Here is a 22,032-nt window from a genome sequence, read left to right on the forward strand (position 1 = left end):
ACCAACAGTGCAAATCACAACCCAGCACCCTGCCCGCCTCGACTTTGAATCTCAGGTTGTTCAATTGCGGCAATGGCCCTGGCTAAAAAGGGCTCCATTTCCTGGAGTTCACGCGCGGCGTAGCGGCCCAGGCCACTGTCATGCATCCCAAGCTTGATGAATGCCGCCGATTCAGCTGCGTAGTTCAATGCCTCGACGCGTTCCTCATCGCTGATCCGCCGACCGATAAATTGCTGCAGCTCACCCAACGACTGTTGAGCGCTCCGTACGATCGTCGCCTCGAGTTTGGATAAAACAATCCCGCGATACTCCATGTCGCTCCCCTATTTGATGAGAGCTGATTCTCGCAACTTCTGGTGATCGGGGCTGTAGGAGGTTACAGCCGCGGCTGTATGATTCGTCTGAAACGGGGCGGGGCTTGGGCCCAAAAAGCAAAAGCCCGCAGCAAGGCGGGCGATTAGGTATGACGATTTTTTCGCTTCAGCCAGCTTTGGCGAGCGAGTCTCTGTCGCGTTTCACGCCGTCGATGACGCGATCCCGTTCAGACGTATTCATCGCCGAGCCAAAGCCTTCGGCGGTTGGAAACAGGCCGGATTTAGGGTTGGATTGAGCAACATAGTTGTAGACCGCGGCTTCAACGGCGAAAATCAGGTCGCAGGTATCGGCATTGAGGCCCAGCGCGCGAATATCCTGGATGAGTGTGGAGCAGGTCAAATCAATAGTCTTGCCCAGTGCCTTGGCGTCCTCGAAAGTCCCAGTGGGCGCGCCCTCAACACATGCCCGGAAATTCAAAAGCGCAGCGCTCGTATCTTTGCTCATCGTTAATGTCCTTTGCTGACCGGCGCGACACCCGCGCCCTGGCGTTGCCAAGGCCCGCGTAATTGGCGGGCCGATGGCGCAGTGGTATTGCCTCAACCGGTGTGGTCGATGAGGGGATAGTGCTGTTGACAGAGGTGTGCCAGAAGCATGCGCCGGAAATGTTTGTTCGATTCAAGCGTCGATATATGCACAGCCCCAGATGCTCCTGAGCCGCATCGAATTCTGAGCCACCCACAATCCCGGGGTGGCCAACTAGCTGGGATATGATCTGAGCCAACCATGGAGAGATCATCATGTCCGCAGACGTTGTTCCTATCAGACCCGCTATTACCAGCTGCTCGCATTGCGACGAGGCTGTTGCCGACGGTCACACCACCATGACTGTTACCGTGACCCGGGAAACCTGGCGCAGCGGCGAAATGCCGAGCGTTGAGGTGCACGAGGGACGCGCAGCTCTGATCTATTGCATGACCTGCGCTGACAAGCTTGATTTCAATGAGATCAACGTTGCTTCCCGAGCTTCAGAGACAAAGCCTGAGATTGCCTACGTTCCTTTCATTGACGGGCCTTGGAAAGGACAAACCATGCACTCGAGCATGGTAACGCTGGAAGTCGAGGATGGTTCGTCAGTTATCGCTGACCCGCTAACACTGAGCCCGGCCGGGGTGCGCCGCACCCGGTACTTCCTTCAGCTTAAGGCTGATTGCTGGGTTTGGAGTGTGGACGTCCCGGATAACGCGAATGAACTCCTGGCTGAGGAAGCTAAAGAGGTGTCGCGTTTACTCGGAGATCCCGTTTCCCCATCAGGCTTTGTGGCGACCTGGCGCTCGATCGCTCACACAGTCCAATACGCGGCCAGCGTTGCCAGTCATGTCCTTACCGGCAAACTGACAGGAAGACACGCGCTGCTTGCTCTTCGAACACGTCCACTTGCCGTCGCCAGCAAAGGCAAAGTGTGGGTTGTCGATCCAAGCTTTCAGGGCTGACACGTAGTGACGATAAGTGCGGTGACGCCACGCGCACCGCTTCTGGCACGGGCGCGCACATCTCAAGATGGCTCCATCCCATGATCGCAAACCCGGAGTTCACTTCATGAACGCAGCCTTCCGCGAAGCACTTGCCGCCCGCTTCCTCTGGACCGACTATCTCGTAATCCTTGCTGTCGGCGGCCGCGAGCCGCAGGTTGATGCGGCTTACCAGGCCGCTCATGCAGCCGTCGCGGAGCTCGCATCGAATGATGTGCTCTCCTACCGGCATTACGGCCCAGCAGCTCCACAACTGCTGCAAGACGTGCCGGATCTGGCCGACCATTATAATCTGGCCCACGAGATGTACTCGGAGCTGTATCACCAGAATTACCATGCTGGTTTGATCGGCGAGATGGAAGCACATTGGCTGCCGCCAGCAGCACCTCTGGATCTGCCGTATTCAAAGTGGATTGGCGCGGTTACGCGTGGTGTTGCTGACCTGATGAACAAGACTTGTCCAGAGGCTTCAGTAGCAACCTCAGGTCTTGACGCCGAGCTCTTCGAATGCTGGCGCAACAAGAGCGCCCCAGCAGACGCCGCGGCAACCATCTACGCCGCCTATCAGCGCCACACAGCCACGCTGGACGATGATGAACACGAAGCGTTCATGAGCGGCGTCGCTCAAGGGTTGGCCGATGCGCGCCAGCACAAGGACCATTGGCTTCGCTGCAGTTGTGTCGACCACGGGTTCAGCGGCTAAACGGAACAATTCGATTCAACCCCCGATCGTGTAGAGTCACGCATTAAGCCGAGCTGCCTGAAAACCAAGCGGCAGTTCGGTGAAAGCTCATTCGCCACGCGCCCAAACCGACTTGATCGAGCGACCGAACATAGATGAATAGCAATGCTGAAGAGTTCCTGTCCTGGATCGGTGGGCCGTATATGACCGCCTACCGCAAGAATCCGGACCAGGCGCTGCAAGAAGGCGTAAAGAAGGCAAACAAGCTATGCGACGCCGAGCGCCGTCGTATGGTTGGGGTGCTGAAAAACACCTGTATTCGTCTCGGACAGGTTGGGCTTCCGTGGGGAGGTGGAAAGCTGCCGCTTTGGGTGCTTGGTGCAGTGCTCAGCGGCGCGCTTCTATTTGCGGGAGGGGGGCTGCTGGGCACAATCCCCCTTTGGGCTATTGCAGCACTCGCGGCTTGGGATTACTGGCAATGCACGCGGAATATCACCGCGACTAAACGGCTGGTCTACGCGATAGAGTGAGCATGGGAGCAATCCCTGCGGCCTGCGCCATCACCGCGCCTAGACAATCAGTTGCTTGAGACTGGTCCGCTTCCGACCTCGAGCCTTGGATGTCACCAGCTGAAGAACGGCATTTTCGGATGCCGCAGTTCATCACCAGCTACCCTTTGTGAATCCCCCGGGATGCCAGATACTCCTGGACTCGCTCGCCCTCTTGACGCTGGGCCTTCTCAAACGCCGCGTAGACATCACGAACTTTCTTTCCGTATTTGTCACGTAGCAGCGAGCGCTGATGCAGGACGTGCGGCAGTTGCCCAACGTATTCCATGTCGACAGATGACATTTTCCCTTTGGGCAACTCAGCGTTCGCCATGGCGATGTGCGTACCGCGGTGTTCGATCGGGTAGAACCCCAGTTTTTCGTAAACTGGCACGTTCTCAATCGAGGCACTAAGCCCAAGGTTGGGAATTCGTTTCGTCAGCTCGGCCATCATTTGTCTCAGAATCCCCTGACGACGATGTCCCTCTCGCACCGCCGCATAATTCACGCCGGCGACTTTGCTACCGTCGAGGTAGGCGGTGACGATCATGAAACCCACAACCATTGCCGCGTCCTCAAATGGCTCGATCGCGATGACAAGAGATGTAGCCTTTCCAGGGTCACCAATCCACTCCAGATACATGGAGATCTCTGTCAGCAGCTCCGCCCGCGCCAGCGCGTAGAGCGGATCATCTAGCCCGACCTTTTGCTTCCTGAGCGAGTGAATATTGTCGCCAACGATCTCCATGATCGCGTGATGAAGGCTTTTCGGTATGTGGTGCTCATGGTATTCGATGGTAATCAACACTCTGCTCCTGGATGCAAATGCGCGCCGGGCTCAACATAACGGTCTGTTGCTCACACGGCAATTTACGGCTCCAATATCAGCCAAAATCTATGTCTTGCGCACGGCCCGGTAACGGTTCTGCCACGGGGCATCACGCCTCACAATAAGCGCATCATTTGTAGCGCGCCGCCCTCAACACGAGCATGAAGACACAAGCGACGGAGACCATTAGGGCTATGAGTACCAATATGCAGCAGTGCTGGGACTGGTTGCACGACCGCTCCAATTTAGCCAGCGTCGTGATCGACTACGAGCGCGGCGGCGCATACCGCCAGCATCGTGTGACTTGGCATGTGGCCAATTTCGGCTGGGTCGATGCGACTGGTCAAAGCTTTGAAGAAGCAGTCATGAATGCGATCAATACTCGCATTGATTTCGAAACTTTGGAGCATTTTCCGCCGGCTATGGAGTGAACTGATCCGCGATGGACAAGACACAACTGGCAAAACATCAGTCTAAGGGGTCATGGCGGCTTCACTGACACTCATCCATAATGGATTTTGGTCAGTAACCTTGGGTAGTCAGATGAAGAATTTTGTTAAATGGACTCTCGGCCTCGTGGTGTTCCTCGTCGTGTTGGGGGGCTTCTTCTTTGGGATTCTAAAGGGAGGCTTCTGGCTGCTTGCGCAATGGAAGGAATCAGCATTCCCTCTCGTAATCCTCGCGATGCTGTTCAGCGCTGGAAAAATTTATCTGCCCGCCAAACGTGTCTATCTGACGAAGATGGCGCGAATTCAACGAGACAGCGACACCAACCGCCGTGACACCTTGTTCCTGTGTTTTACAGCGCTTGTCCTGGTCACGAGCTATTTCTGGATTATTCCAGGGTACGTTGGCCTTGTAGCCTGGCTATTGATTGACACCGCAACCGATCTGCCCTTGATCTTCGGCCGAGAGAGCAAACGGACCAAATCCACACAGGATGTGCCAGGACTTGGCGATGATATTTTCGCTGTAATCGGACCCATCTTTTGCTACGTCAAAGACAAGCTGTCCAAGTACCGCATCATTTGATGATGCTAATCCGCCCGGCAGAGACACTCTGCCGGCGCGCACTTGAGATAGCACTCTCCAGGGCACTGCACTGCCCTTCCTAGACCGTGATGGTCCATCCCAGACAAGCACCCCTTGCCGGCCGAGTTCACACACCTGCAAGAGCCGGCATGCCCTGCTGCTTCAATCAAATGCATCCATCTGAGGGTTCTGCGGATCAAATCGTGGCCTCTGCAATCCGTGCCCCAACTGACGCTTTACTTCAGCTCGCCAAGCTTTGTACGGCGCATTTGCTCGGTCGCCCCAGGGGTACGCATGCGCAAGCTCTTTGCGAAGCACCGTCATATTGCTCCGCCCTACTCGCCTGATGACTTCAGCGACAATTGGCGCTGCCCGATCAGCCCATGACATGCTGCATCTCCTTCCAATCCGAAGTCAGGTATTCATTCCCGGTGGTCGACTCCGATTTTGAGTCTCAGAGTCTCTAAAGAGGGTAACTTCCGAGTTTCGGGATTCAAGCAGCAGTTGCGCATTTTTGGCGGCGTAGCGACAGGCAGGGCGGCCGGGCTCAACCGCTCGATTGGCTGAACTGGGTATGTTCCCTTTAGAGAGGCCACGTCTTGTCGACGTAGGCCATGGCCGCCTCTTTAGTTTTAAAACGCCGGCGCATTACCTGATCGGGATGACCTGGGTCGCTTCTATCGCCGGTGATGTAAGGTGACCAGGCCAACCAGTATTCCGCCTCGGGCTGGTCGTCAGGACCATGGGGCTGTGATGCCGCAGCCAAATCGCTCCGTGTCCAGCTACTGGGACGAAACTCTCGCCATCGCCGCTCGCTACCGGGCACTTACTCGGGCTCAGCCATGAGCGGCTCGGGCTGGAACTGCGCTACATAATCGAGAACGGCAGCAACCCTCTGACCAGTTGGACTCATCTTGTTAGCACACTCAATATAGGCCTGCCCCTTCTGGACGATTTCGCCCAAGAGCTCGGCTGCTGCGTCCAGGTACTTTTCAGTCTCATTGGTATGCGCGGTTAGTCGATGGCTGGCCTGTTGTGCATCGGCGTCACGGCGATTCATGGCTTGAACAATGCCAAGCAGCCTCTCTGTTCCGATTTCTTCGGTATCGCCCAGGCAGAACCGATCGCCTGCATCCTGAGTACATTGGCAATCGTCAGTCAGCACTTCCGAGCTGCCCACCCACCCGCAGACAGTGCACTCAACGGCATAGTAGCTACCCACAAGAGGCTCAAGTCCAATGGAGTGTGGAATCCGACCCATCATCTCAGTTCTGTTCATTCACTCAACCTTTAGGCTTCAATTGGCAATGGGATGTCTGTCTTACGCTTCCAGCCCACGCAATCCCGGTCACCCTTGAAAAACAGGCTGTTCGTATCGCTGAATTGAGAACACCGCGCGTCACGCTCAGCGATTTGTTTAGCCTTCTGTTCTGCTGAATGGTTAACCCAAAACAACATTCCCGCAGAAGCGACGATGAAGAAAGCTGTGGGAAACAGCACACGCATTGTTGAATTCAAAATAGTGGTCATGAGGCGTATCCAAGGCTCAAATGGAGTGAGTACACGGGTATTTTCCTACGTTCCCTGAGCTGGGAAATTGAGTTCAAATTCCGGTACAGCCTCGAGGATCGTAACCGGTGCCTCAGGCGACCTTTGCAGCATCAGCGCCCGGGCAAAATCGACCTTACGGGTATTCACCGAACGAACGCCAACCACTGCTGGAGAGCTTACAGTGGTGCCTAGATCATGTGCCTCAAGCAGCTTGTGGGCTGCTGCTAAGGTGAGGTCTACGCCATCCGGTACGGCATCTTTGTCGGCCAATATCACAACTGTGACACGCTGCCCTGGGAGTGGCCCTATCGCAACGTCGTGAAGGCGCATGGTCGAACCAGAGGGAAGCGCCTTCGCCATCTCTCGAAGCTGATCTTGATGTTTTTCATTCATCGTTATTTCCCTACTTTCGTGTCGCATCGGTGGATACAAGCCGTTCGAGCTCTGACTCTGGCCCACTCGCAAACACTGCCAGCCGAAAGGTAGAACTGGATTGTACTTCTTTCATAGCCTGCAGCTTTCCGAAGCGGAAGCCGAGGTCAAACACACCAATCATCACAATAAGTCCAAGGGATACATACAGACACGTCTCGACTGTCATACACCGGCACCTTTACTGCTAAACCAAAGTGTGTGGGCGGATAGGCGATGGGCCAACGGGACTTCGAGGACCTTTCCCGTTATCCCCGTCGTCTCCCGTGCTCGGCGGCTCGCCGTAACCGTTGTAAAGCGCTGCATTCATCTCGCGTGCACGCTGCGTCCGGATGACTTCGGCCCCTGTGCAGCTGTATCGCCGCCAATACCGTCGCGCTTCGCACCGATCCACCAATAGCAGTGGAAATTTCATGCGATGCGCAGCTGCCAACAAGCTGTCAAGAAAAGTGTCCCAGTCACAACAGCGGCGATCAATCCATGGCTCTTGCATGGGTTTCGGTTCCTATCTGCTCCGGACCTGAGTCCTAACGGATGGGCATGATCATTGCCAAGAGGTTTCGATGCAAACCAATCGCGCGGCGCCTTTCCGTCAATTCAACTGGCTGCGCCAATCAGGAGTTATGGGTATATGGTCCAGCTCGATCTCGAACAAACGTGTGTGCTGGATAACAAATCCGGCTTTGCGGTTTAAACTGGCTCTTCACCAGAGTGGCGTTCTGTCCGGTCATCTCGTAGACGCATTCCTTCTCACGACCATCCGCGTAGAGCAAGCGAGTGACGAAATGCGCTGCGCCCCCATCGGAATAGAATGAGCTGGTAATAGTCGTCCTGGGCTTCAGTTCATCGCCAGCAAAACGACCGAAATCGGCCGGATTACTGTTGCTGCCAACCTGCGACAGGGCAGGCTCGGAGCAAGGTATGGCGACTTTTTCAGTTTGCATTCGTGGCGCGCCGACCTCTGGTGCAGACGCAATGAATGTGGTGTTTGCAGTGCACTTTCCGTCTTCTCCTTTGGTGACGATCGTGCCGACCCATACCTTGCCGGTCTCCAAAGACACACTCTTCTGCAATTCGTCATAAGTTCCAAATTGCTTTGACCATGCAATCGCCTGATCAGACATACCCTCAGAGCCCGGATGAAGTTTTTCGATATAGGTCACTTGATAACCTACCGTGGAGATCACTTCGGACTCATACGTATTGCGGGAAGGCTGTTCGGCATCAACCTCGGAGGTTGGAACATTCTGGACGAGATCAATCTCCGGTGCCCGTTGGATAGATGTAGAACATCCAGAAACTGCGGAAAAAGCTGTCAGCACATAGAGCATCGACATACTCAGTTTATTCATAATCCATCCCAAAGTTGGCTAGCAGAGTCTCCAGGCTTAACTCTGCCTTAAGCCCGGTGGTATCAAACAAGTTGTAAGCCTACGTTTATCGGCACGAGGTCGGATAGCAGTAAATTCCTAACTCTGCCTGACGCGAAAACCCACGCCTTGGTTTTACAGTAGCCCTCAACCTCAAGGGTTAAGGGTGCACCAACTTTCCTACGGCTTGGATGCAGCCGCTGTGGCGTCGGAGGGCAGATCATCTTTCGACTGTTCCGGACGCATTGCGGAGAGCAGACCGTCCATGAAAAGCCAGGCCGAAGAAACGAAGACAAACACCGTCAACGCGGCTAACAGTTTGGGTTGGCCGGAGATACCTGGAATAATCTCCACTCCGGTCAACAGCATCGTTAGGAAATATAAGCAAATTCGCTCATTACTCGGTGCCATATCAATCTCCATCAATGAATTTTCGAGGGTACAAAATCTTTGCTCAGGTGTTGCAAAAGCCCGCTCCCAGGCGGGGTGGTTGAGCAGTGCAATTTCCGTGTTACTGGACGATGCCTGAATCAACGCTTAGGCGATCGGTGCTGGCCAGTCGCTCCTTCTCTGCTTCGATGAGTTCATCTTTCTCATCCTGTCCCAAGGCGTCCCACTGATTGAACTCATCAGCCCCAGCGTTCCAGCGATTTATGGCACTTTGAGCAACGCTCGGCCTGTCTGTAGTCATGGCGATTTCCTATGTAGATTGTAAGGCCTCTCGGCTCACGGGTTGCCGGGAATGCAAGTCCATCTTCGGCCTTTCCGGCGCGTGCCACCAGCCCCTGATCGTCATCCGGCCAAGTAGGCTTCGCCTGCTTGGTTGATATTCCACGTCAAGTTTCCAAACTTAGATGAGTCTCCAGGTTGAACTCTGCATTCTGGCCGGTCGAGGGTGCAGTGGATTTTCCTGCTCCAACCTAGGGAGCGAAAGGTGTCCCTGTCCTACGGTCTGAGCCCGCACGGGGCGGGCTTGGTGGTTGGCGGTTTCCAATTACTCGGCGTCGAGTTCTTCGAGGTGGCCGAAAAGCGCGATTTCGCCCAAGTGGGTTTGGTCGGACTTTGCATGTTCCAACTCGCGCAGAATCTTTTGAGCCACTGCAAGAGCTTGACCCTTTGGAACAACCAAACGAACCAGATCCGGGTAATGGGCCTTTCCGCCCCACATCTGCTGGCATTTACCGACTGTGAATTCTTGATCCTTGCTACGCATGATCGAATCGGCGTCAGCTAAGGCTGTTGAGTTGATTGAGCGCTTTAAGGTGGGGAAGGAATAGTCCACTTTCTTAACCATACATCCCCCAAGGCCCAGCAATCGCTGGGCCTCTTTTAAGGTGCAATTCCGAGCAGCCCCATCCAGCATTGAATGCCAAGGTCCAGAACTCAATCTTCAAATGCAGCACCAAAAGCTGCCGATCAAGGTGGTTCTGCCACACTCAGACCGCCAGGATACTGAACCCATCGAATCAAGCCCTAACGTACACAGGAGCGACACTCATGGGTTCTACAGTCTCTACCGGCAAGCTGATCAGCGCATTCCGCGACACCGATGGCCAACCCTGCTACATCATGTGGGAGCAGTCCTATGAAAAGAACTGCTATCCCCATACGCCCAACTGGTGCGCTCGTGCCATCGGCGGTATCGAAGTGATGATGAAGCGCATCTTCGGGATTGCCTCGGCGTGCGAGGGCGGGATGCTGCAGGGCACCGGTGGTCGCTACATTACCCCTGAGAGCCACGTGGGTGGCTGGTTGAAGGAATTGGCAAGCCCCGTAGCTATGCACGACTTGTCGTTGACCATTCAGGTAAGCGAGGGATGGTCCGCCACACTCACCAGCAAGGACATGGAGGTGGTCCAGCCCGCCATGCTGTCCCTCGGATACGAATCAGAGGCTGCAGCGTTGACAGCTGGCGCACCTATCACCGTCACTCTCTATGAAGACAGCAAGCTGTTGAGCGCGATCTTCAATGGCGAGATCAAGCAGGCCTGGAACATCATCAAGAGCACCCATCTGCCTACCTTCAGCCACCGCGACGAGTCTCTTGGCTATCAGCCCCCAAAAGCAAAGCGCTACGAGGTACTGTCCCCGCGCTGCCTGCGAGTCAGCCAGTCGAACGAGAACATTCTGATGCAGCAAGCTGACGGCAGCTGGCGCAGCTCGGGCTGGGCTTACAGCATCATCGGCCAATTCGTGCGCGATCTTTGGGAAGCGGAGATGCGCGAGCCAGGCAGCTACCGCAGTCGTATCAAAGCACTCCGTGATGCCATCCACGCCGCCCCAATGCTTTCCCCTCAAGGCGTCATGGTTGTTTTCGATCAAAGCCTCCCGGTCGAGAAGTATCAACAGAGCAGCGTCAGTGCTTTGCTGGTGAAGGTGAACCCTTCCAAGCACGGTGACGAGCTGCACTTCAATGTGCCGCAGGATGAAGACACCCTGTATTCCGTCACCGCACTCCCTGAACTGAACACCAAGTGGTTGATTCCGGAGTTCAAAAGCGCCCCAGTCGCTCAACTGGAACTTCTAGCAGGCTGATCGCCGGCCGTACGCCCAGTGACTGGTTATAATGCGGGTGATCAGTCGCTGGACCTCCCCATTCGTCCAGACATCACCCCATTGCTTAGAAGGTGACCTTGTGGCTTCAAAATTTTCAGATGCAGCCCTAAATGACGCTCTTGAAAAAGGGATCAGCGAGGGACTGTTTCCACGCCTCACCGATGAGGCCGCAAAGGCCCAACTGCTGGAATCGTTAAGCGCTATTTTGTCGGCGGCTTATGCGACTGAGCGCAGACTTGCAGAGGAGCGGGAAGAAGCCCGGTCGAATCCAATCAAGGTCGAGGACACTGCATCCATTCCGTTTGCAAAGGATGAAATCGTCTATCTCGAATCAAGAGATCAGCCTGACCAGACTGTTGCCCGCCGCATTTTTCGAGGCGAGTACGGCGAACCACAAGCAGTTTGCTTCATTGGCCGGCCACCTGAAATAGCCAAAGAAATGATCATCGTTGGCCACAATGTTTACGAACTACCTGACCGCTTCATCTTGGAAAGCGGTAGCCGACTAATTAAGGCCCATCGAAGCAGTGAGGGCACTCGCTGGATCGAGGTGCCGGTAGGCGAGACATCGAATAAGCTCAACGGATCGTAACCCCAGCAGCGAAGCACCAGCTGGAATTTCCGGAGGCTCCACTTCGATTCAGGGCGGTAGGTGCCGGTTACAATCGCCACCTACCCTGATCAGCTCATTTCAACCCTACCGCCGATCAAGGCTTCACTTCCAGAGGATGAATGATGCAAGAATTAACAATGAAAACCGCTGCTGGGGAACCAGTAACGATGGTGCTGCCTACACATGCGCTGGGATCGGGGAAAGGTAAATCATCTCTTCCGTCAATCGAACAGACCGTGGCTGCTTCGATGCACTTGTCTCCTGAGCACATTACGTTCGCTGAAGCTGCGCCAGGCACAGGCCGGGACAAATAACACCCCGTCTTCACGACTCTCACAAGGACCAGTCATGATCCCTTCCCCAAGTGTTGAGCGTGTCCTCGCTCTCAACGGACGAGACTTTGCCTCGCTGACCGCTGACGAATCCCTAAGCCTGGAATTCTATCGGGCCGGTACTCGCAAAGATCGCATCGTCGTTGACATCGTTTCCGAAACGCTCAACCCAATCGTGCTGTCGGGTATGACGCGCAAGGACGCTGACAATCGTCTTCGGGCCGTGCAGAGCACCGTAAAGGTATTCCAGCTGCCAGAGTCTCGGTCGGTACCGTCGCTCGCGCCAGAATTTATCCAGGTTGTTGGCAATTCTTTCGTTTTTCACTACCAGGATGGTGACCGCCGATGGGAACTGCCCCTTGGCGAGCACTACGATGCTTGGGCCATCGTGACGCGGTGCTTCATGCCGGTCGACAAACACTCGGCGTCATCCATGGCGGCCCTTCGAAAGCTGGGCGTACTCGAGCTGAATAGCCACGGAGGTATTTTGGAGCCGGTGGTACAGTCTGAACTGGGCTCTCGGCTTTGGCAGGCTATGGCAGAGACTTCCGGCGCGACACAGAACTCCATGCACCGGTTTAAATGATGGGCTCCCTCTACAAGTTGGAAGGGTATGCGAATGGTTCGCAGCCTTTATTTGCTCTTCATGGGATCGTCCAGTTCTTGGCTAAGGAGAAAATCCACCTGACTGGGGAATGCACGACTTGTGTAGCGATCTTGAAGAAACACCATGTTGACGGTGATTACTTCAAACTGCGCTTCAATCCTAGGGCTGTGAAGAGGCTTGAGCAGTTTCCAGGCGACATCCGGATGATGCAAATCAACGGCCTCCCCTTGGCGATTACGCCGGAAGATCCACGCGCGAAACTGGTCAAGCAGGTGACAGCTCACCTCTACCAAGACAAGCGGATTGTTCGCGCGATGCATTCCGAGGATCGGATGCCACTGCTCGTTTCTGAGGTGTTATCACTGATGGAATCTGACATGCAGCAGCGACAGGTTCGATTCTTGCCCCGGTGGGTGATCCGGCGGTTCGTGAGAAAGGTTGGTGTAGGCGTTCAGCGCCTGGAATGACTGTTCAGGCTTGGCAGACTGGCCCGGCATAGCCCGGGCTTATTTGTGGCCAGCAACTTGGACAACCTCCGGATCAGATTCGCCTATCTGAAAATATCCGCTACACTATAGATTATAGTCAGTCGGATATTTGAGGATATTCCATGTCATCCAAGCGACCTATCTTCCAACGGCCTGCGCTGGCCGAGTCATTGGCACGCGATGTCGCCGGTGAATCCTTTGTCGATTATAGCTCAGGTCTTTTCCTGGCAGCGCCCCGCCGCACCGGCAAGAGCACGTTCCTGCGGAACGACTTCATACCCGAGTGCGAGAAGCGAGGATGGCTCGCCGTGTACGTCGACCTCTGGGCCAACCGCGATACCGACCCGGCCGAACTCATTGCTGGCGCGATCGGCACCGCCTTGGGCGAATTTCAAAGCTCTGTAGGCAAAGCGGCTCGCAATCTAGGGATCGAGAAGATCAACCTACTGCGAACCCTCAGCTGGGACTTCACGAAGCCTCAGCTGCCGCCGGGCACTACCCTGGCCAAAGCCTTGGAGGTTCTCCACGAGGTCTCCGACAAACTGATCGTGCTGATCATTGATGAAGCCCAGCACGCATTGAACAGCGAGAGCGGCCTGAACACCATGTTCGCCCTCAAAGCCGCGCGTGATCACCTGAACAGCGGGCTGCAGGAAGACGGTCTGCGCCTTGTCTTCACGGGTTCAAGCCGGGACAAACTCGCTAACTTGGTGCTCAAGAGCAAACAGCCATTCTTTGGCGCGAACATCACTCCATTCCCTCTTTTGGGGAAGGACTACGTGGCATTTGCAACCCAGGTGTGGAATGGGCGACTGGCCGACACCAATCAGTTCCATGTGGAGGACCTGGCGCACGCGTTTGACCTAGTAGGCCATCGACCAGAGATGTTGAACCAGCTGCTGACAGAGGTCAGCGTCGGTCTTGGCGAAGCAAGCAATCTGGGGGAGCTACTCCGCACCGGAGCCCTCAATCACCAGGCTGGTGTGTGGAGCGACTACGAGAGCGCCTACAACGATCTATCCCCGTTGCAGCAAGCCGTTCTCGTGGTCATGGCTGAACGAGCAGTCAACAAACAGATTTTCGCGCCGTTTTCAGAGCAGACGTTTCAGGACGTCAATCGCAAACTGGAACTTGCCCAGGCCGAACCTAACGCATCGACCCCCAGCGTTCAGAAAGCCTTAGACGTGCTTCGAGAAAAGGAGCTGGTCTGGAAGGCCAACCGCGGCGAGTATGCGCTTGAGGATTCCTCGATTGCCGAATGGCTGACACGAACCACGCCGCGCTCATAACGACCAAAGGACAACGTCGATGAAATGGATCTCCAGGATCACAACAATTGCTTGCCTGGCTGCGCTGCCCGCTCTTGCACTCGCAGACGCCAGCAGCCAGTGCTATTCGATACAGGACAAGGACAAGCAGCGCTATTGTCTCGCATCGGTGAAGGGTGAATCGTCCCGGTGCTATTCGATCCAGGATCACGACAGCAAGCAGCTGTGCCTGGCAGAAACCAAGGGGCAACGGTCGACCTGTTACTCCATCCGGGACCGCGACACCCAGCGGCTGTGTCTGGCCAAGGTTCAGAACTGATCAAGTTAATTCCCGGCCTGAGAAAATCACTGCAAGGATTCATCTGTCCTTGCAGGTTTCTCCCGGGCCCACGGCTGCAAAGGCTGAGAAGGATTCTGCCACGGCCATTCGCCCCTGATGATGCTCATCAAATCACAGCATCATTAAGGACAGGCCAATGACCAACACTGCAATCATCGCCCCCGCTCCCCTGCACTTCACCAAGTTCGAGATTCAGCGCTGCATCCGCATCGTGACCGAGAACGGCGAGCACTGTAGTGCAGTCGACCCGCGCCAGTGCGAAGACATCCTCGGCCCCGTCGCTGGTGACGATTGCCTTTGGGGCGACAACTACTCGCGCCTCAGTCTGATCCAGATCGAAATTGATGGCGTGCACACTGCTGCGCTGGACATCGTGGATGGTGAGCTGTATTCCCTGGCGTCGAATGCGCCTGTAGAAGACCATAGCTACATCTTCTCTGATGGCTCCTACGGCGGAGTCTGCTGGCGGGTGGTGGGCTATCTCTCCAATGCGCCCACCGAAGCTGTGCAGCTTACCGTCAACAGCGACGAGAGCTTCGTGCGCAGCACTCTCAGCGCCTTCCAGCTGATGCTGGACGCCAGCAACCAAAAGAAGAACTCAGCGGCCAACGTCGCCGGGGTGGCTCCTCGCATCGTGGTCGACGTTACCGATGGCATCGTGCAGGGCGTGTGGGGCGATAAACCTGCCAAGGTTCTGATCATCAACGGCGATCAGGACATGAGTGATGAACAGCGGGCAAATGGCTTCAAGACGTTGTTCGGTGGTGAGGTTGCCATCTGGCAAGAGAAGGTGTGCTGCACGGAGCCAAACCATCTTGAAGTGGTGAATCACTTCTTCGGCGAGTTCGAAACCTCGACGCAGGTTGCATAAAACGGGCACCCATTGAGCGCCGCCCCCGCCGACTGGCCCACCGGTCGGCACACAATTCCAAAGTGAGGATTCGAGGGCGCTCAATCTCAGACAAAGCTTCTGCCACGTCGGGTCGACCACCAAACTGGTCCACATGAATCTCAAACCAACCGGGCACTTTATGGGCGTTCAATTCTCACCCAGCATCACCGCTTTCGATGTACAGCGCTGCATCCGCATCCAGCTGCCAAACGGGGAGCAATACCTGCCGATTGATCCGCGCCAAAACGGAGAAATCCTGGCGAACATCTCCAAGACCAATTACATCCCCGACCCGACAATCAGTCTGATCCTAATTCAGGATGAAGGCGTCGAATACGCAGCGATGGATGGGATCGGCGGCGCCTTCGGCGGCGTGTATTGGCGCGTGATCGGTTTAGTTGAAGGTGCCTCTCAGAGTCCGCTGCAGGTTCATACCTGCTTGGATGAGCCAGCCGCCCGGGAAATGTGTGCGACCTTTCAGGGGATGCTGGACGCCTTCAAGAAAGCGCAAGCTGAAATTGCTGATAAGCATGGGCGGGATGTGCCGCTGCAGACGCAGCGCACCCTCATTGCATTGAAGCGACTCCACCCCGAATTTGAGTTTTCACTGTGCCCAATCGGGAAGTTCGGCTATTACGCAGAGCTCGATGCCCCAGACGTCCTTGTTACCTTCGGCTGTTGGGACAGAGCGCTGCGATACGGAAGTGTTGACCCTTACGCAACGTACGGTGGCATCCCATGCGATCCCTCGCATTGGGGGCTATCTGAGGCAGCTGCACTGATCCTGCAGCGCCACAACCTAATTTTCAGGGCCAAGTACCCCAACGCCGACGGGCCAAAAGCTCAATTCGTTGTCGAGCCTTGGAGGCCAATGACAGAGGATGGATTCTTGGTTGGTCCTCAGTACGACTAAGGACAGTGTGTAGGATCAAGAGTGGGGCCATGCCGTACCCATAGGCGGGTCCCCCTCTGACCGAGCGACGGCTTACCGACAGCACCAGGGTACATTTCTGATATACGATCCCCAAAACTCTAAGCATTCCTTAAGTGATGGACCACATGAGTACACCGGTCGCTCGGCTGCGGGCCAAGCCCACTCGAAAAACCTACAAGCCAGGCAGTTCGCGGGCGGACTGGGGCGGGTACCGCAGGTGGGTTCAGCACGTCGAAGAATTCACTTCTTATGTTCAAGATGACGCTGACGCCAAGATCGATCACCTCTACTCCGAATGGGACAAGAACGGGCATGTCCTACTGTCCGAAGCGTTGGAGGGTGACCTCAGCGAGCTTCCTGCTCTCGGCCTGTTTTACGCAGCGTTTCCTGGAGCAGCAGAACCACAGGAGATCCCCGGCTATCTTTACGCCCTTGAGGCCGATGATCTCCTTGATTTCACAACTGAGGACCTGAAACTGGCATGGCAGCTTCGCTCCCAATGTTGCGGGTCGGTTGAGGCCGCAGCCGAGTTACTGGCGCTGGTCAGGGTGCTGAATGAGGAGGATGAGTTCTACCTTGGCGCAACGGCCTATCTGGACCATCCAGACGTTGTAGCCCTGTTCACCGTTTCAGACAATCATGAACCGGCAGTTCAGGCGGAGCACTTGATTGTCGAGGCAGCAAACGACTCAGAGCCAGCAGATACCTCTGAGCCACCCAGCCTGGCGCTCGCACATATCGGCGAGCTCACCATCGACGAGCTCAAATCTGCATGGGCAAACCGGCCTGAGAGTTTCGCCTCGCTTGAAGCTGCAGCCGAGACATTGGCTATCCTCCGATCGCTCAACGCCCAGGCACCTGAGAAGCCCAGTTATCTGCGGATGCTGCAGCACGATTTGATTATCGAGCTGGAAGACTCCCTTCCACTTGAGAATGTGGCACCTGCGCCCTCACCCGCCGTAGAGCTGGCGCTCCTGAAAGCCGATCGTCGGACGGTGCGCACCCAGGCATCGGTTATCCGGCCTGGCCAAGGCAACTTTCGGGCAGCGATGCTAGAGCGTTATGGCGGCGCGTGCTGCATATCCGGCTGCAGGGTCGACACCCTGCTCGAGGCAGCACACATCATTCCCTACCGCGGGGATCATTCAAACGACGTCACCAACGGACTGCTGTTGCGAGTCGACTTGCACAGGCTCTTTGATGCTCACCTGGTGACGATCGACCCAGCCACATTCACCGTGGTTGTGGCCAGCACGGTCGACGACCCGGTTTACCAGGGATTTCACGGTAAACGCCTGTTTAGCTTCAGTCCTAAGCCGAGGGTCTTATTCATCGAGGCGCATCACCAAGCCTTCAAGATAACTTCAGCTAAGGACTGAGCGACAGATTTGGTAGGGGTGTTTTGGATTGCAGGGGCTTAGGGGATGACTTACAAGAGTGCGTTTTCGGTCATTCCATCCACATCCTTCGGATCAATACATGCAACTCAAAGATCTAACCTCCCCTCAGCGGTGGTATCTGAACGGGGTTGTAGCGCTGTATCAGCTCGACACAAATCGACTTGCTCTTTTCGGGGCGGCTACAACACTCCTTTTGCTTCTCTACCCCTGCTTACAGCTCAAGGAGGCCTACGGAACAGTGGGCGCAATGCTTGGCCTGACGGCAGGCTATTTCATAACAGCGGGACCGTTCGGGCTCTATTTTTTAAATCCCCTGTGCGGAGTGGTAATCCTCAAGCAAACCGAGTTCAAGTTCGGCCCGAAGACGAGCAAGGCGCTACTTCAAACGGTCTTTGACGAATCCAGGCAGCTCGGCGGCGAAGCCAGCCCTGTTGACGTGCAAAGACTGGCAAGATCCGTCGGCGAGACTGCCAGGCGGTAACGCACGAACAAACAACAAAAGGGCCGCACAGCGGCCCTTTTGTTGTCCGGCAGAAACGCGCCGGCCTTCAGTGAAGGATTTCGCACACGCAAGCTAAATCACCGATCCTATCAGTCGTCGTAGTGGTAGCGGCATTGGAGGATGGTCAACACACCGCCTTCATAGAAGTAGACCAAGCGGTGCTCACGGGTGATGCGGCGGGACCATAAACCAGAGAGATCGCCTTTCAGCATCTCAGGCTTACCGGTTCCGATGAAGGGGTTGCGGAGGCATTCTTCGATCAAGCGGTTGATGCTGGCGAGAATGCCGAGGTCAGCTGTCTGCCAGTAGCAGTAATCTTCCCAACCGGGGTCGGTGAAGTTGACGCTTACGCTTTCGCGGGCGTGGGTCTTATTGCGTTGCTTCTGCTTGTTGTTCATTGATTGCTAAATCCCTGGATACGGCCTTTCCGTCCCGGAGCTGAGCAATGGATGAGCGTAGCCGTGCGGCGTTTTTGGTCGAGCCCAGAAGATACATGGTCTCTTGCATACCGTTGTAATCCTCAAGCGAGAGCATCACTACGGATTCGCCACGCTGGCGCGTGATTACGGCGGGCTCATGGTCCCGGCAAACGTCATCCATTGTCTGCTTTAGTTCGGCGCGGGCCTGGCTAAAAGTCAGTACGTGCATATCTATTTCCTTTCCAGGCACAGCCCGGAGCAGGTGGCCCTAAACCGCAGCTTTCGCTGCCAGGGCAGTGTGTTGTTTCTATGTCCGTACCCTCAGCTCGAATCCGAACGCTGAGAGTCGACGTGTTAGTAATTCGATGGCTGACCGCTTTAGCGCTAGGCGGTCGGGCCGTTGCTACATGCAACGCTGCCATTGTACAGAACGTGGTACGACTCAGTAAACATTGAAGCCCTCAGATTTCAGATCTTCTGATGGGTGGCCCTAGATACCTCCAAACGGGTGTATTCGGGAGTGGGTGGTGGCACGCTGATTCTGCCTTGAAACTTCTCTCCATTGTGAGCAACAGCTCAAGCACTCAAGCAACTGCCTGCGGCGGGAGAAGGAAGAATCATGGCCAAGCTATCGACGGCTGCTGCAAAGAAACACCAACAAGCCCTCGACCTCGTCCACTCAGACAAGGTACTGCGTGAGGATGATAAATACTTCATCCTGGACAACTTCCAAGAGTCGGCCTCGAGCATGAATGGCCTGTTCGGCGCCTTCTTTACGCCTGAGGGTCTTTCCAATGACTTGTGCGTAGAGGTCCCTGATTGTGGGTCGATGATTGACCTTTGCGCAGGGATCGGCCGCTTGGCCTTCGCTTGCCGCGACCGCGCAAAGCGCATCGTATGCGTCGAACTGAACCCCGACTATGCGGCGGTAGGCAAGCGCGTGCTTCCGGAGGCCGAGTGGATCGTGAGTGATGTCTTCTCCCTTGGTGATCTGGGCCGATTCAACGTTGCCATTTCAAACCCGCCCTTTGGGGCTGTGAAAACAGGCAAGGCGTTCGCCGGCAGCTACACAGGCGCGCGTTTTGAATACAAGGTGATCGAGGTCGCGAGCAAGATGGCTGACTACGGAGCCTTCATCATCCCTCAGTCCTCCGCACCCTTCCGCTATTCCGGCCGGCCTTCCTACAGCGTAGAGATCACCGCCGACTGCCAGAAATTCATGGACCAAACCGGTCTGGTACTAGACCACAACTGCGGCTTGGACACGTCCAGCTACCTCGAAGAGTGGCATGGCGTTAGCCCGATGTGTGAAATCGTCCTGTGCGACTTCAGTGAGCGCCAGCCGGCAGTGAGGGAGATCGTGAGCCACGTGGCCAAGCCTGCACCAGCACCTGCACCAGCACCAGCACCAGCACCAGCACCAGCCATGGTTGCTCGACCTATCATCGCCACGCCACAGAAGCGGCCGACCAAACAGCCACAAGTCGCACAGGCCCAATCGCAGCTCTCTCTGTTTGACGTTGCCTAAGCCCGAGCAGACTGAATCCTATCGATCGCGCGGGCCTTCCGGGCCCCGTGGACCGCCAAGATCGTGTACCGCTTGATCTGATCCAGATCTTCGGCCATTAGCGCTTGGGGGAGATTGTGGGCGGCATCCGAGAGCAGATATACCAACTCGGGCATGCCTTTTGACGCTCTGATGAGTAGCAAACAGTCCTTCAGCGACTTGAACGCAGTTTCGCGAAGTTTAATCGGGGTGAGATCCAGTGAGACTTCCACCTCCCGCAACTCTTCCTCCCGCAGCTGAAGCTGCCTTTCACACTCCTCAAGCTGCATCTTGACGCCGACCTTGGGGGCGGGATGCTCTTGATCTGGTACAGCTGGCGGCCGGCCGAATGCGGCGCAGGCTGCATCCCAGCTTGGATAGTTCTCCTCAACTGCGACCAATTCCAGAGCTTGTGAGTGAGTGACGGAAACACGGAGCAAGGCAGACAATCCGCGGCGTAGATTCTTCGCGCGGACTTTCAGGGCTTGAGACATTTCGTTGGTGTCCAATGTGAGCCAGGCAAACGATATACGTTGGCGGTGTCCTCATTCTCGCTGCCTGACATTGACTGCCAACAAGCGTGTTTAGCACCCACATTCACCGGACCCAGAATGGGCGAGGACGACAGGCTGTGGGCGGCCTTGATTGAATGGTATTTGGGATGGCAGCACCATGCCAAATAGCACTTCAGAACACCGGAATGTGTACCTACGCCCGGTGCACATCCGGTTGCGGGCTCTTGATCAAGCGGCGAATCCGCTATACCGCCGGCGCAGCGCTGGTCTCAGCCTTTTCGTCAAACCACTCAATGACGTTCCAGTCATGGCTGACCTCATCATCACCAGGCACAACGCGCCAGGAGCAATCACTTTCGTCCACCTTCCTCAAGCGATGCTCGGTGATGCCCTTAGTGTGCCAGTGCTGCAGCTTGCAGTTCATTTCAGTCCCGGTTGGCGGGAGTCGATCGTCGGCTTTAACCCATGACATGCTTGCTTTCCCAATGGTTGATAGGTGCCTGCCTCATGAGGGAACCAGGCCCCGAATCTCAGTATAACGATCAACGCCGACTCCTCCGGGTTTGGAGGGAGCCCGAAAATCCGTCGGTTTATTACTCAGGCTCGCCGGGCTTTTTGGCTGAGTCCATCAGCTTCTTTGCTGCATCAGCAAGGTCTTGGCTCTGGCCCGTGACGTAATCTGGCCATGGGGCGAGAGGCTGCGAGCTGTGGGAGCCGAACACTATAGAGGTCGGGCAGCGATAAGACAGCGGCCCTGAGCCAGTGTTGAAGTGGACAAATGCGATTTCACCGGGGCAGTTATCCATGTCCTTAATCAGCCCCATCTGCTTGAGAATTCCAACGTTGGCAAAGCCGTCTTTTGCACTCCGATAGAAAGTGAGGTGAGACAGAGATGTCATAGCACCTACAACAACCGCGAGCCCAAGAATCAGCGTGCGCCCAATCGACCAAAAGCCTTTGCGTTCATCTTCAAGTGTAAGTCTCCATCGCCGCAGTGCATAGGTCAGCACCAGTGCAGCGCCGACCAGCAGCCCCCACGCCATCGAACGGTTGTCATCCGATGGAAGCCCTTGCTCCGAGGCCATTTGAATGGACATTTTGAAGGTCAGGATTAATGGCAACATGTACGCAATGCACATCGCCATACCAATCATCGTGGTCCAAGGGCTGGGCTGAACATTATTTTTACCGGTGATAAAAGCGAAGTTCCCACTGATGAGGTCAAGCATCTCTTTCACCGTGATAAGCATCACTACGAAGCAACAGAACAGATACAACATTTCATTTCCTTCGATCAGAATTCGCTAGCTGCCAGCGAAGACAGCATGAATT

31 protein-coding genes are annotated in these 22,032 nt (G+C 55.6%); 18 read left to right on the forward strand and 13 right to left on the reverse strand.

Translation table 11 applies throughout. The annotated features are described in order from the left end of the window. Positions 1-14: 14 nt before the first annotated feature. Positions 15-314 carry a hypothetical protein gene (locus AC07V9_RS05885; RefSeq protein ID WP_495014778.1) on the reverse strand — a complete coding sequence of 100 codons (300 nt, stop codon included), beginning with the start codon at positions 312-314 and terminating at the stop codon, positions 15-17. A 166-nt stretch (positions 315-480) separates the two neighbouring features. Further along, the gene (locus tag AC07V9_RS05890; protein WP_495014779.1) at positions 481-819 is read right to left on the reverse strand and encodes a hypothetical protein; all 339 of its coding nucleotides are present in this window, start codon (positions 817-819) and stop codon (positions 481-483) included. A gap of 293 nt (positions 820-1,112) precedes the next feature. Between AC07V9_RS05890 and AC07V9_RS05895 the strand changes: the two genes are divergently transcribed. From AC07V9_RS05895 to AC07V9_RS05905, 3 genes are all read left to right on the forward strand, one after another. Continuing rightward, the gene (locus tag AC07V9_RS05895) at positions 1,113-1,805 is read left to right on the forward strand and encodes a hypothetical protein (RefSeq protein WP_495014780.1); all 693 of its coding nucleotides are present in this window, start codon (positions 1,113-1,115) and stop codon (positions 1,803-1,805) included. A 106-nt stretch (positions 1,806-1,911) separates the two neighbouring features. Continuing rightward, positions 1,912-2,547, forward strand: a complete 636-nt coding sequence (locus AC07V9_RS05900; protein ID WP_495014781.1) for a hypothetical protein — start codon at positions 1,912-1,914, stop codon at positions 2,545-2,547. A 134-nt stretch (positions 2,548-2,681) separates the two neighbouring features. After that, a complete protein-coding gene (locus tag AC07V9_RS05905; RefSeq protein ID WP_495014782.1) occupies positions 2,682-3,056 on the forward strand; it encodes a hypothetical protein in 375 nt (124 codons plus the stop codon). A 139-nt stretch (positions 3,057-3,195) separates the two neighbouring features. On the opposite strand, the gene AC07V9_RS05910 is transcribed toward AC07V9_RS05905, so the two are convergent. Next, on the reverse strand, positions 3,196-3,879 hold the full coding sequence (locus tag AC07V9_RS05910) for a GNAT family N-acetyltransferase (protein WP_495014783.1): 684 nt from the start codon (positions 3,877-3,879) through the stop codon (positions 3,196-3,198). 218 nt (positions 3,880-4,097) lie between these two features. On the opposite strand from AC07V9_RS05910, the gene AC07V9_RS05915 reads away from it, so the two are divergent. Further along, on the forward strand, positions 4,098-4,334 hold the full coding sequence (locus tag AC07V9_RS05915; RefSeq protein ID WP_495014784.1) for a hypothetical protein: 237 nt from the start codon (positions 4,098-4,100) through the stop codon (positions 4,332-4,334). A 112-nt stretch (positions 4,335-4,446) separates the two neighbouring features. Continuing rightward, a complete protein-coding gene (locus tag AC07V9_RS05920; RefSeq protein WP_495014785.1) occupies positions 4,447-4,935 on the forward strand; it encodes a hypothetical protein in 489 nt (162 codons plus the stop codon). A gap of 826 nt (positions 4,936-5,761) precedes the next feature. Here AC07V9_RS05920 and AC07V9_RS05925 read toward each other — a convergent pair. From AC07V9_RS05925 to AC07V9_RS05950, 6 genes are all read right to left on the reverse strand, one after another. After that, complete coding sequence (locus tag AC07V9_RS05925; RefSeq protein ID WP_495014786.1) at positions 5,762-6,214, reverse strand: hypothetical protein; 453 nt, start codon at positions 6,212-6,214, stop codon at positions 5,762-5,764. A gap of 11 nt (positions 6,215-6,225) precedes the next feature. Continuing rightward, on the reverse strand, positions 6,226-6,465 hold the full coding sequence (locus AC07V9_RS05930) for a hypothetical protein (protein WP_495014787.1): 240 nt from the start codon (positions 6,463-6,465) through the stop codon (positions 6,226-6,228). Positions 6,466-6,510: 45 nt separating this feature from the next. Then, positions 6,511-6,879, reverse strand: a complete 369-nt coding sequence (locus AC07V9_RS05935; protein WP_495014788.1) for a nitroreductase family protein — start codon at positions 6,877-6,879, stop codon at positions 6,511-6,513. A 653-nt stretch (positions 6,880-7,532) separates the two neighbouring features. Beyond that, positions 7,533-8,270 (reverse strand): hypothetical protein, encoded by a 738-nt coding sequence (locus AC07V9_RS05940; protein ID WP_495014789.1) that lies wholly within the window; start codon positions 8,268-8,270, stop codon positions 7,533-7,535. 198 nt (positions 8,271-8,468) lie between these two features. Beyond that, on the reverse strand, positions 8,469-8,699 hold the full coding sequence (locus tag AC07V9_RS05945; RefSeq protein WP_495014790.1) for a hypothetical protein: 231 nt from the start codon (positions 8,697-8,699) through the stop codon (positions 8,469-8,471). 100 nt (positions 8,700-8,799) lie between these two features. Then, a complete protein-coding gene (locus AC07V9_RS05950; RefSeq protein ID WP_495014791.1) occupies positions 8,800-8,979 on the reverse strand; it encodes a hypothetical protein in 180 nt (59 codons plus the stop codon). 243 nt (positions 8,980-9,222) lie between these two features. Here AC07V9_RS05950 and AC07V9_RS05955 point away from each other — a divergent pair, with 243 nt between their 5' ends. The 11 genes from AC07V9_RS05955 (at position 9,223) to AC07V9_RS06005 (ending at position 18,199) form a co-directional block, all read left to right on the forward strand. After that, complete coding sequence (locus AC07V9_RS05955) at positions 9,223-9,522, forward strand: hypothetical protein (protein ID WP_495014792.1); 300 nt, start codon at positions 9,223-9,225, stop codon at positions 9,520-9,522. A gap of 263 nt (positions 9,523-9,785) precedes the next feature. After that, positions 9,786-10,823, forward strand: coding sequence for a hypothetical protein (locus AC07V9_RS05960; RefSeq protein WP_495014793.1), 1,038 nt, complete (start codon positions 9,786-9,788; stop codon positions 10,821-10,823). Between the two features lie 100 nt (positions 10,824-10,923). Further along, positions 10,924-11,436: a hypothetical protein gene (locus tag AC07V9_RS05965; protein ID WP_495014794.1), complete on the forward strand. Its 513-nt coding sequence runs from the start codon at positions 10,924-10,926 to the stop codon at positions 11,434-11,436. Positions 11,437-11,805: 369 nt separating this feature from the next. Further along, positions 11,806-12,375, forward strand: coding sequence for a hypothetical protein (locus AC07V9_RS05970; RefSeq protein ID WP_495014795.1), 570 nt, complete (start codon positions 11,806-11,808; stop codon positions 12,373-12,375). Further along, positions 12,375-12,863: a hypothetical protein gene (locus tag AC07V9_RS05975; protein ID WP_495014796.1), complete on the forward strand. Its 489-nt coding sequence runs from the start codon at positions 12,375-12,377 to the stop codon at positions 12,861-12,863. Before AC07V9_RS05970 ends, AC07V9_RS05975 begins: the two co-directional genes overlap by 1 nt. A 143-nt stretch (positions 12,864-13,006) precedes the next feature. Continuing rightward, a complete protein-coding gene (locus AC07V9_RS05980) occupies positions 13,007-14,173 on the forward strand; it encodes an ATP-binding protein (RefSeq protein WP_495014797.1) in 1,167 nt (388 codons plus the stop codon). Between the two features lie 19 nt (positions 14,174-14,192). Beyond that, positions 14,193-14,471: a hypothetical protein gene (locus AC07V9_RS05985; RefSeq protein ID WP_495014798.1), complete on the forward strand. Its 279-nt coding sequence runs from the start codon at positions 14,193-14,195 to the stop codon at positions 14,469-14,471. A gap of 157 nt (positions 14,472-14,628) precedes the next feature. Next, complete coding sequence (locus AC07V9_RS05990; protein ID WP_495014799.1) at positions 14,629-15,363, forward strand: hypothetical protein; 735 nt, start codon at positions 14,629-14,631, stop codon at positions 15,361-15,363. Positions 15,364-15,496: 133 nt separating this feature from the next. After that, complete coding sequence (locus AC07V9_RS05995) at positions 15,497-16,297, forward strand: hypothetical protein (RefSeq protein WP_495014800.1); 801 nt, start codon at positions 15,497-15,499, stop codon at positions 16,295-16,297. 146 nt (positions 16,298-16,443) lie between these two features. Further along, positions 16,444-17,697, forward strand: coding sequence for an HNH endonuclease (locus AC07V9_RS06000; protein ID WP_495014801.1), 1,254 nt, complete (start codon positions 16,444-16,446; stop codon positions 17,695-17,697). A 100-nt stretch (positions 17,698-17,797) separates the two neighbouring features. After that, positions 17,798-18,199, forward strand: a complete 402-nt coding sequence (locus AC07V9_RS06005; RefSeq protein ID WP_495014802.1) for a hypothetical protein — start codon at positions 17,798-17,800, stop codon at positions 18,197-18,199. 110 nt (positions 18,200-18,309) lie between these two features. Here the strand turns inward: AC07V9_RS06005 and AC07V9_RS06010 are convergent, their stop codons facing one another. Together AC07V9_RS06010 and AC07V9_RS06015 are read right to left on the reverse strand one after the other, a co-directional pair. Beyond that, positions 18,310-18,618 carry a Txe/YoeB family addiction module toxin gene (locus tag AC07V9_RS06010; protein ID WP_495014803.1) on the reverse strand — a complete coding sequence of 103 codons (309 nt, stop codon included), beginning with the start codon at positions 18,616-18,618 and terminating at the stop codon, positions 18,310-18,312. After that, positions 18,590-18,868 (reverse strand): type II toxin-antitoxin system Phd/YefM family antitoxin, encoded by a 279-nt coding sequence (locus AC07V9_RS06015; protein ID WP_495014804.1) that lies wholly within the window; start codon positions 18,866-18,868, stop codon positions 18,590-18,592. Before AC07V9_RS06015 ends, AC07V9_RS06010 begins: the two co-directional genes overlap by 29 nt. Positions 18,869-19,258: 390 nt before the next feature. On the opposite strand from AC07V9_RS06015, the gene AC07V9_RS06020 reads away from it, so the two are divergent. Continuing rightward, on the forward strand, positions 19,259-20,167 hold the full coding sequence (locus tag AC07V9_RS06020) for a methyltransferase (protein WP_495014805.1): 909 nt from the start codon (positions 19,259-19,261) through the stop codon (positions 20,165-20,167). Here the strand turns inward: AC07V9_RS06020 and AC07V9_RS06025 are convergent. Further along, positions 20,164-20,679 carry a glyoxalase superfamily protein gene (locus tag AC07V9_RS06025; protein ID WP_495014806.1) on the reverse strand — a complete coding sequence of 172 codons (516 nt, stop codon included), beginning with the start codon at positions 20,677-20,679 and terminating at the stop codon, positions 20,164-20,166. The two genes, AC07V9_RS06020 and AC07V9_RS06025, sit on opposite strands and share 4 nt — an antisense overlap. A gap of 328 nt (positions 20,680-21,007) precedes the next feature. Between AC07V9_RS06025 and AC07V9_RS06030 the strand changes: the two genes are divergently transcribed. Then, positions 21,008-21,169 carry a hypothetical protein gene (locus AC07V9_RS06030; protein ID WP_495014807.1) on the forward strand — a complete coding sequence of 54 codons (162 nt, stop codon included), beginning with the start codon at positions 21,008-21,010 and terminating at the stop codon, positions 21,167-21,169. Positions 21,170-21,293: 124 nt separating this feature from the next. On the opposite strand, the gene AC07V9_RS06035 is transcribed toward AC07V9_RS06030, so the two are convergent. Then, positions 21,294-21,980, reverse strand: coding sequence for a hypothetical protein (locus AC07V9_RS06035; RefSeq protein WP_495014808.1), 687 nt, complete (start codon positions 21,978-21,980; stop codon positions 21,294-21,296). Between the last annotated feature and the right edge of the window lie 52 nt (positions 21,981-22,032).

This window comes from Pseudomonas sp. GW821-FHT02A11, from assembly GCF_059421985.1.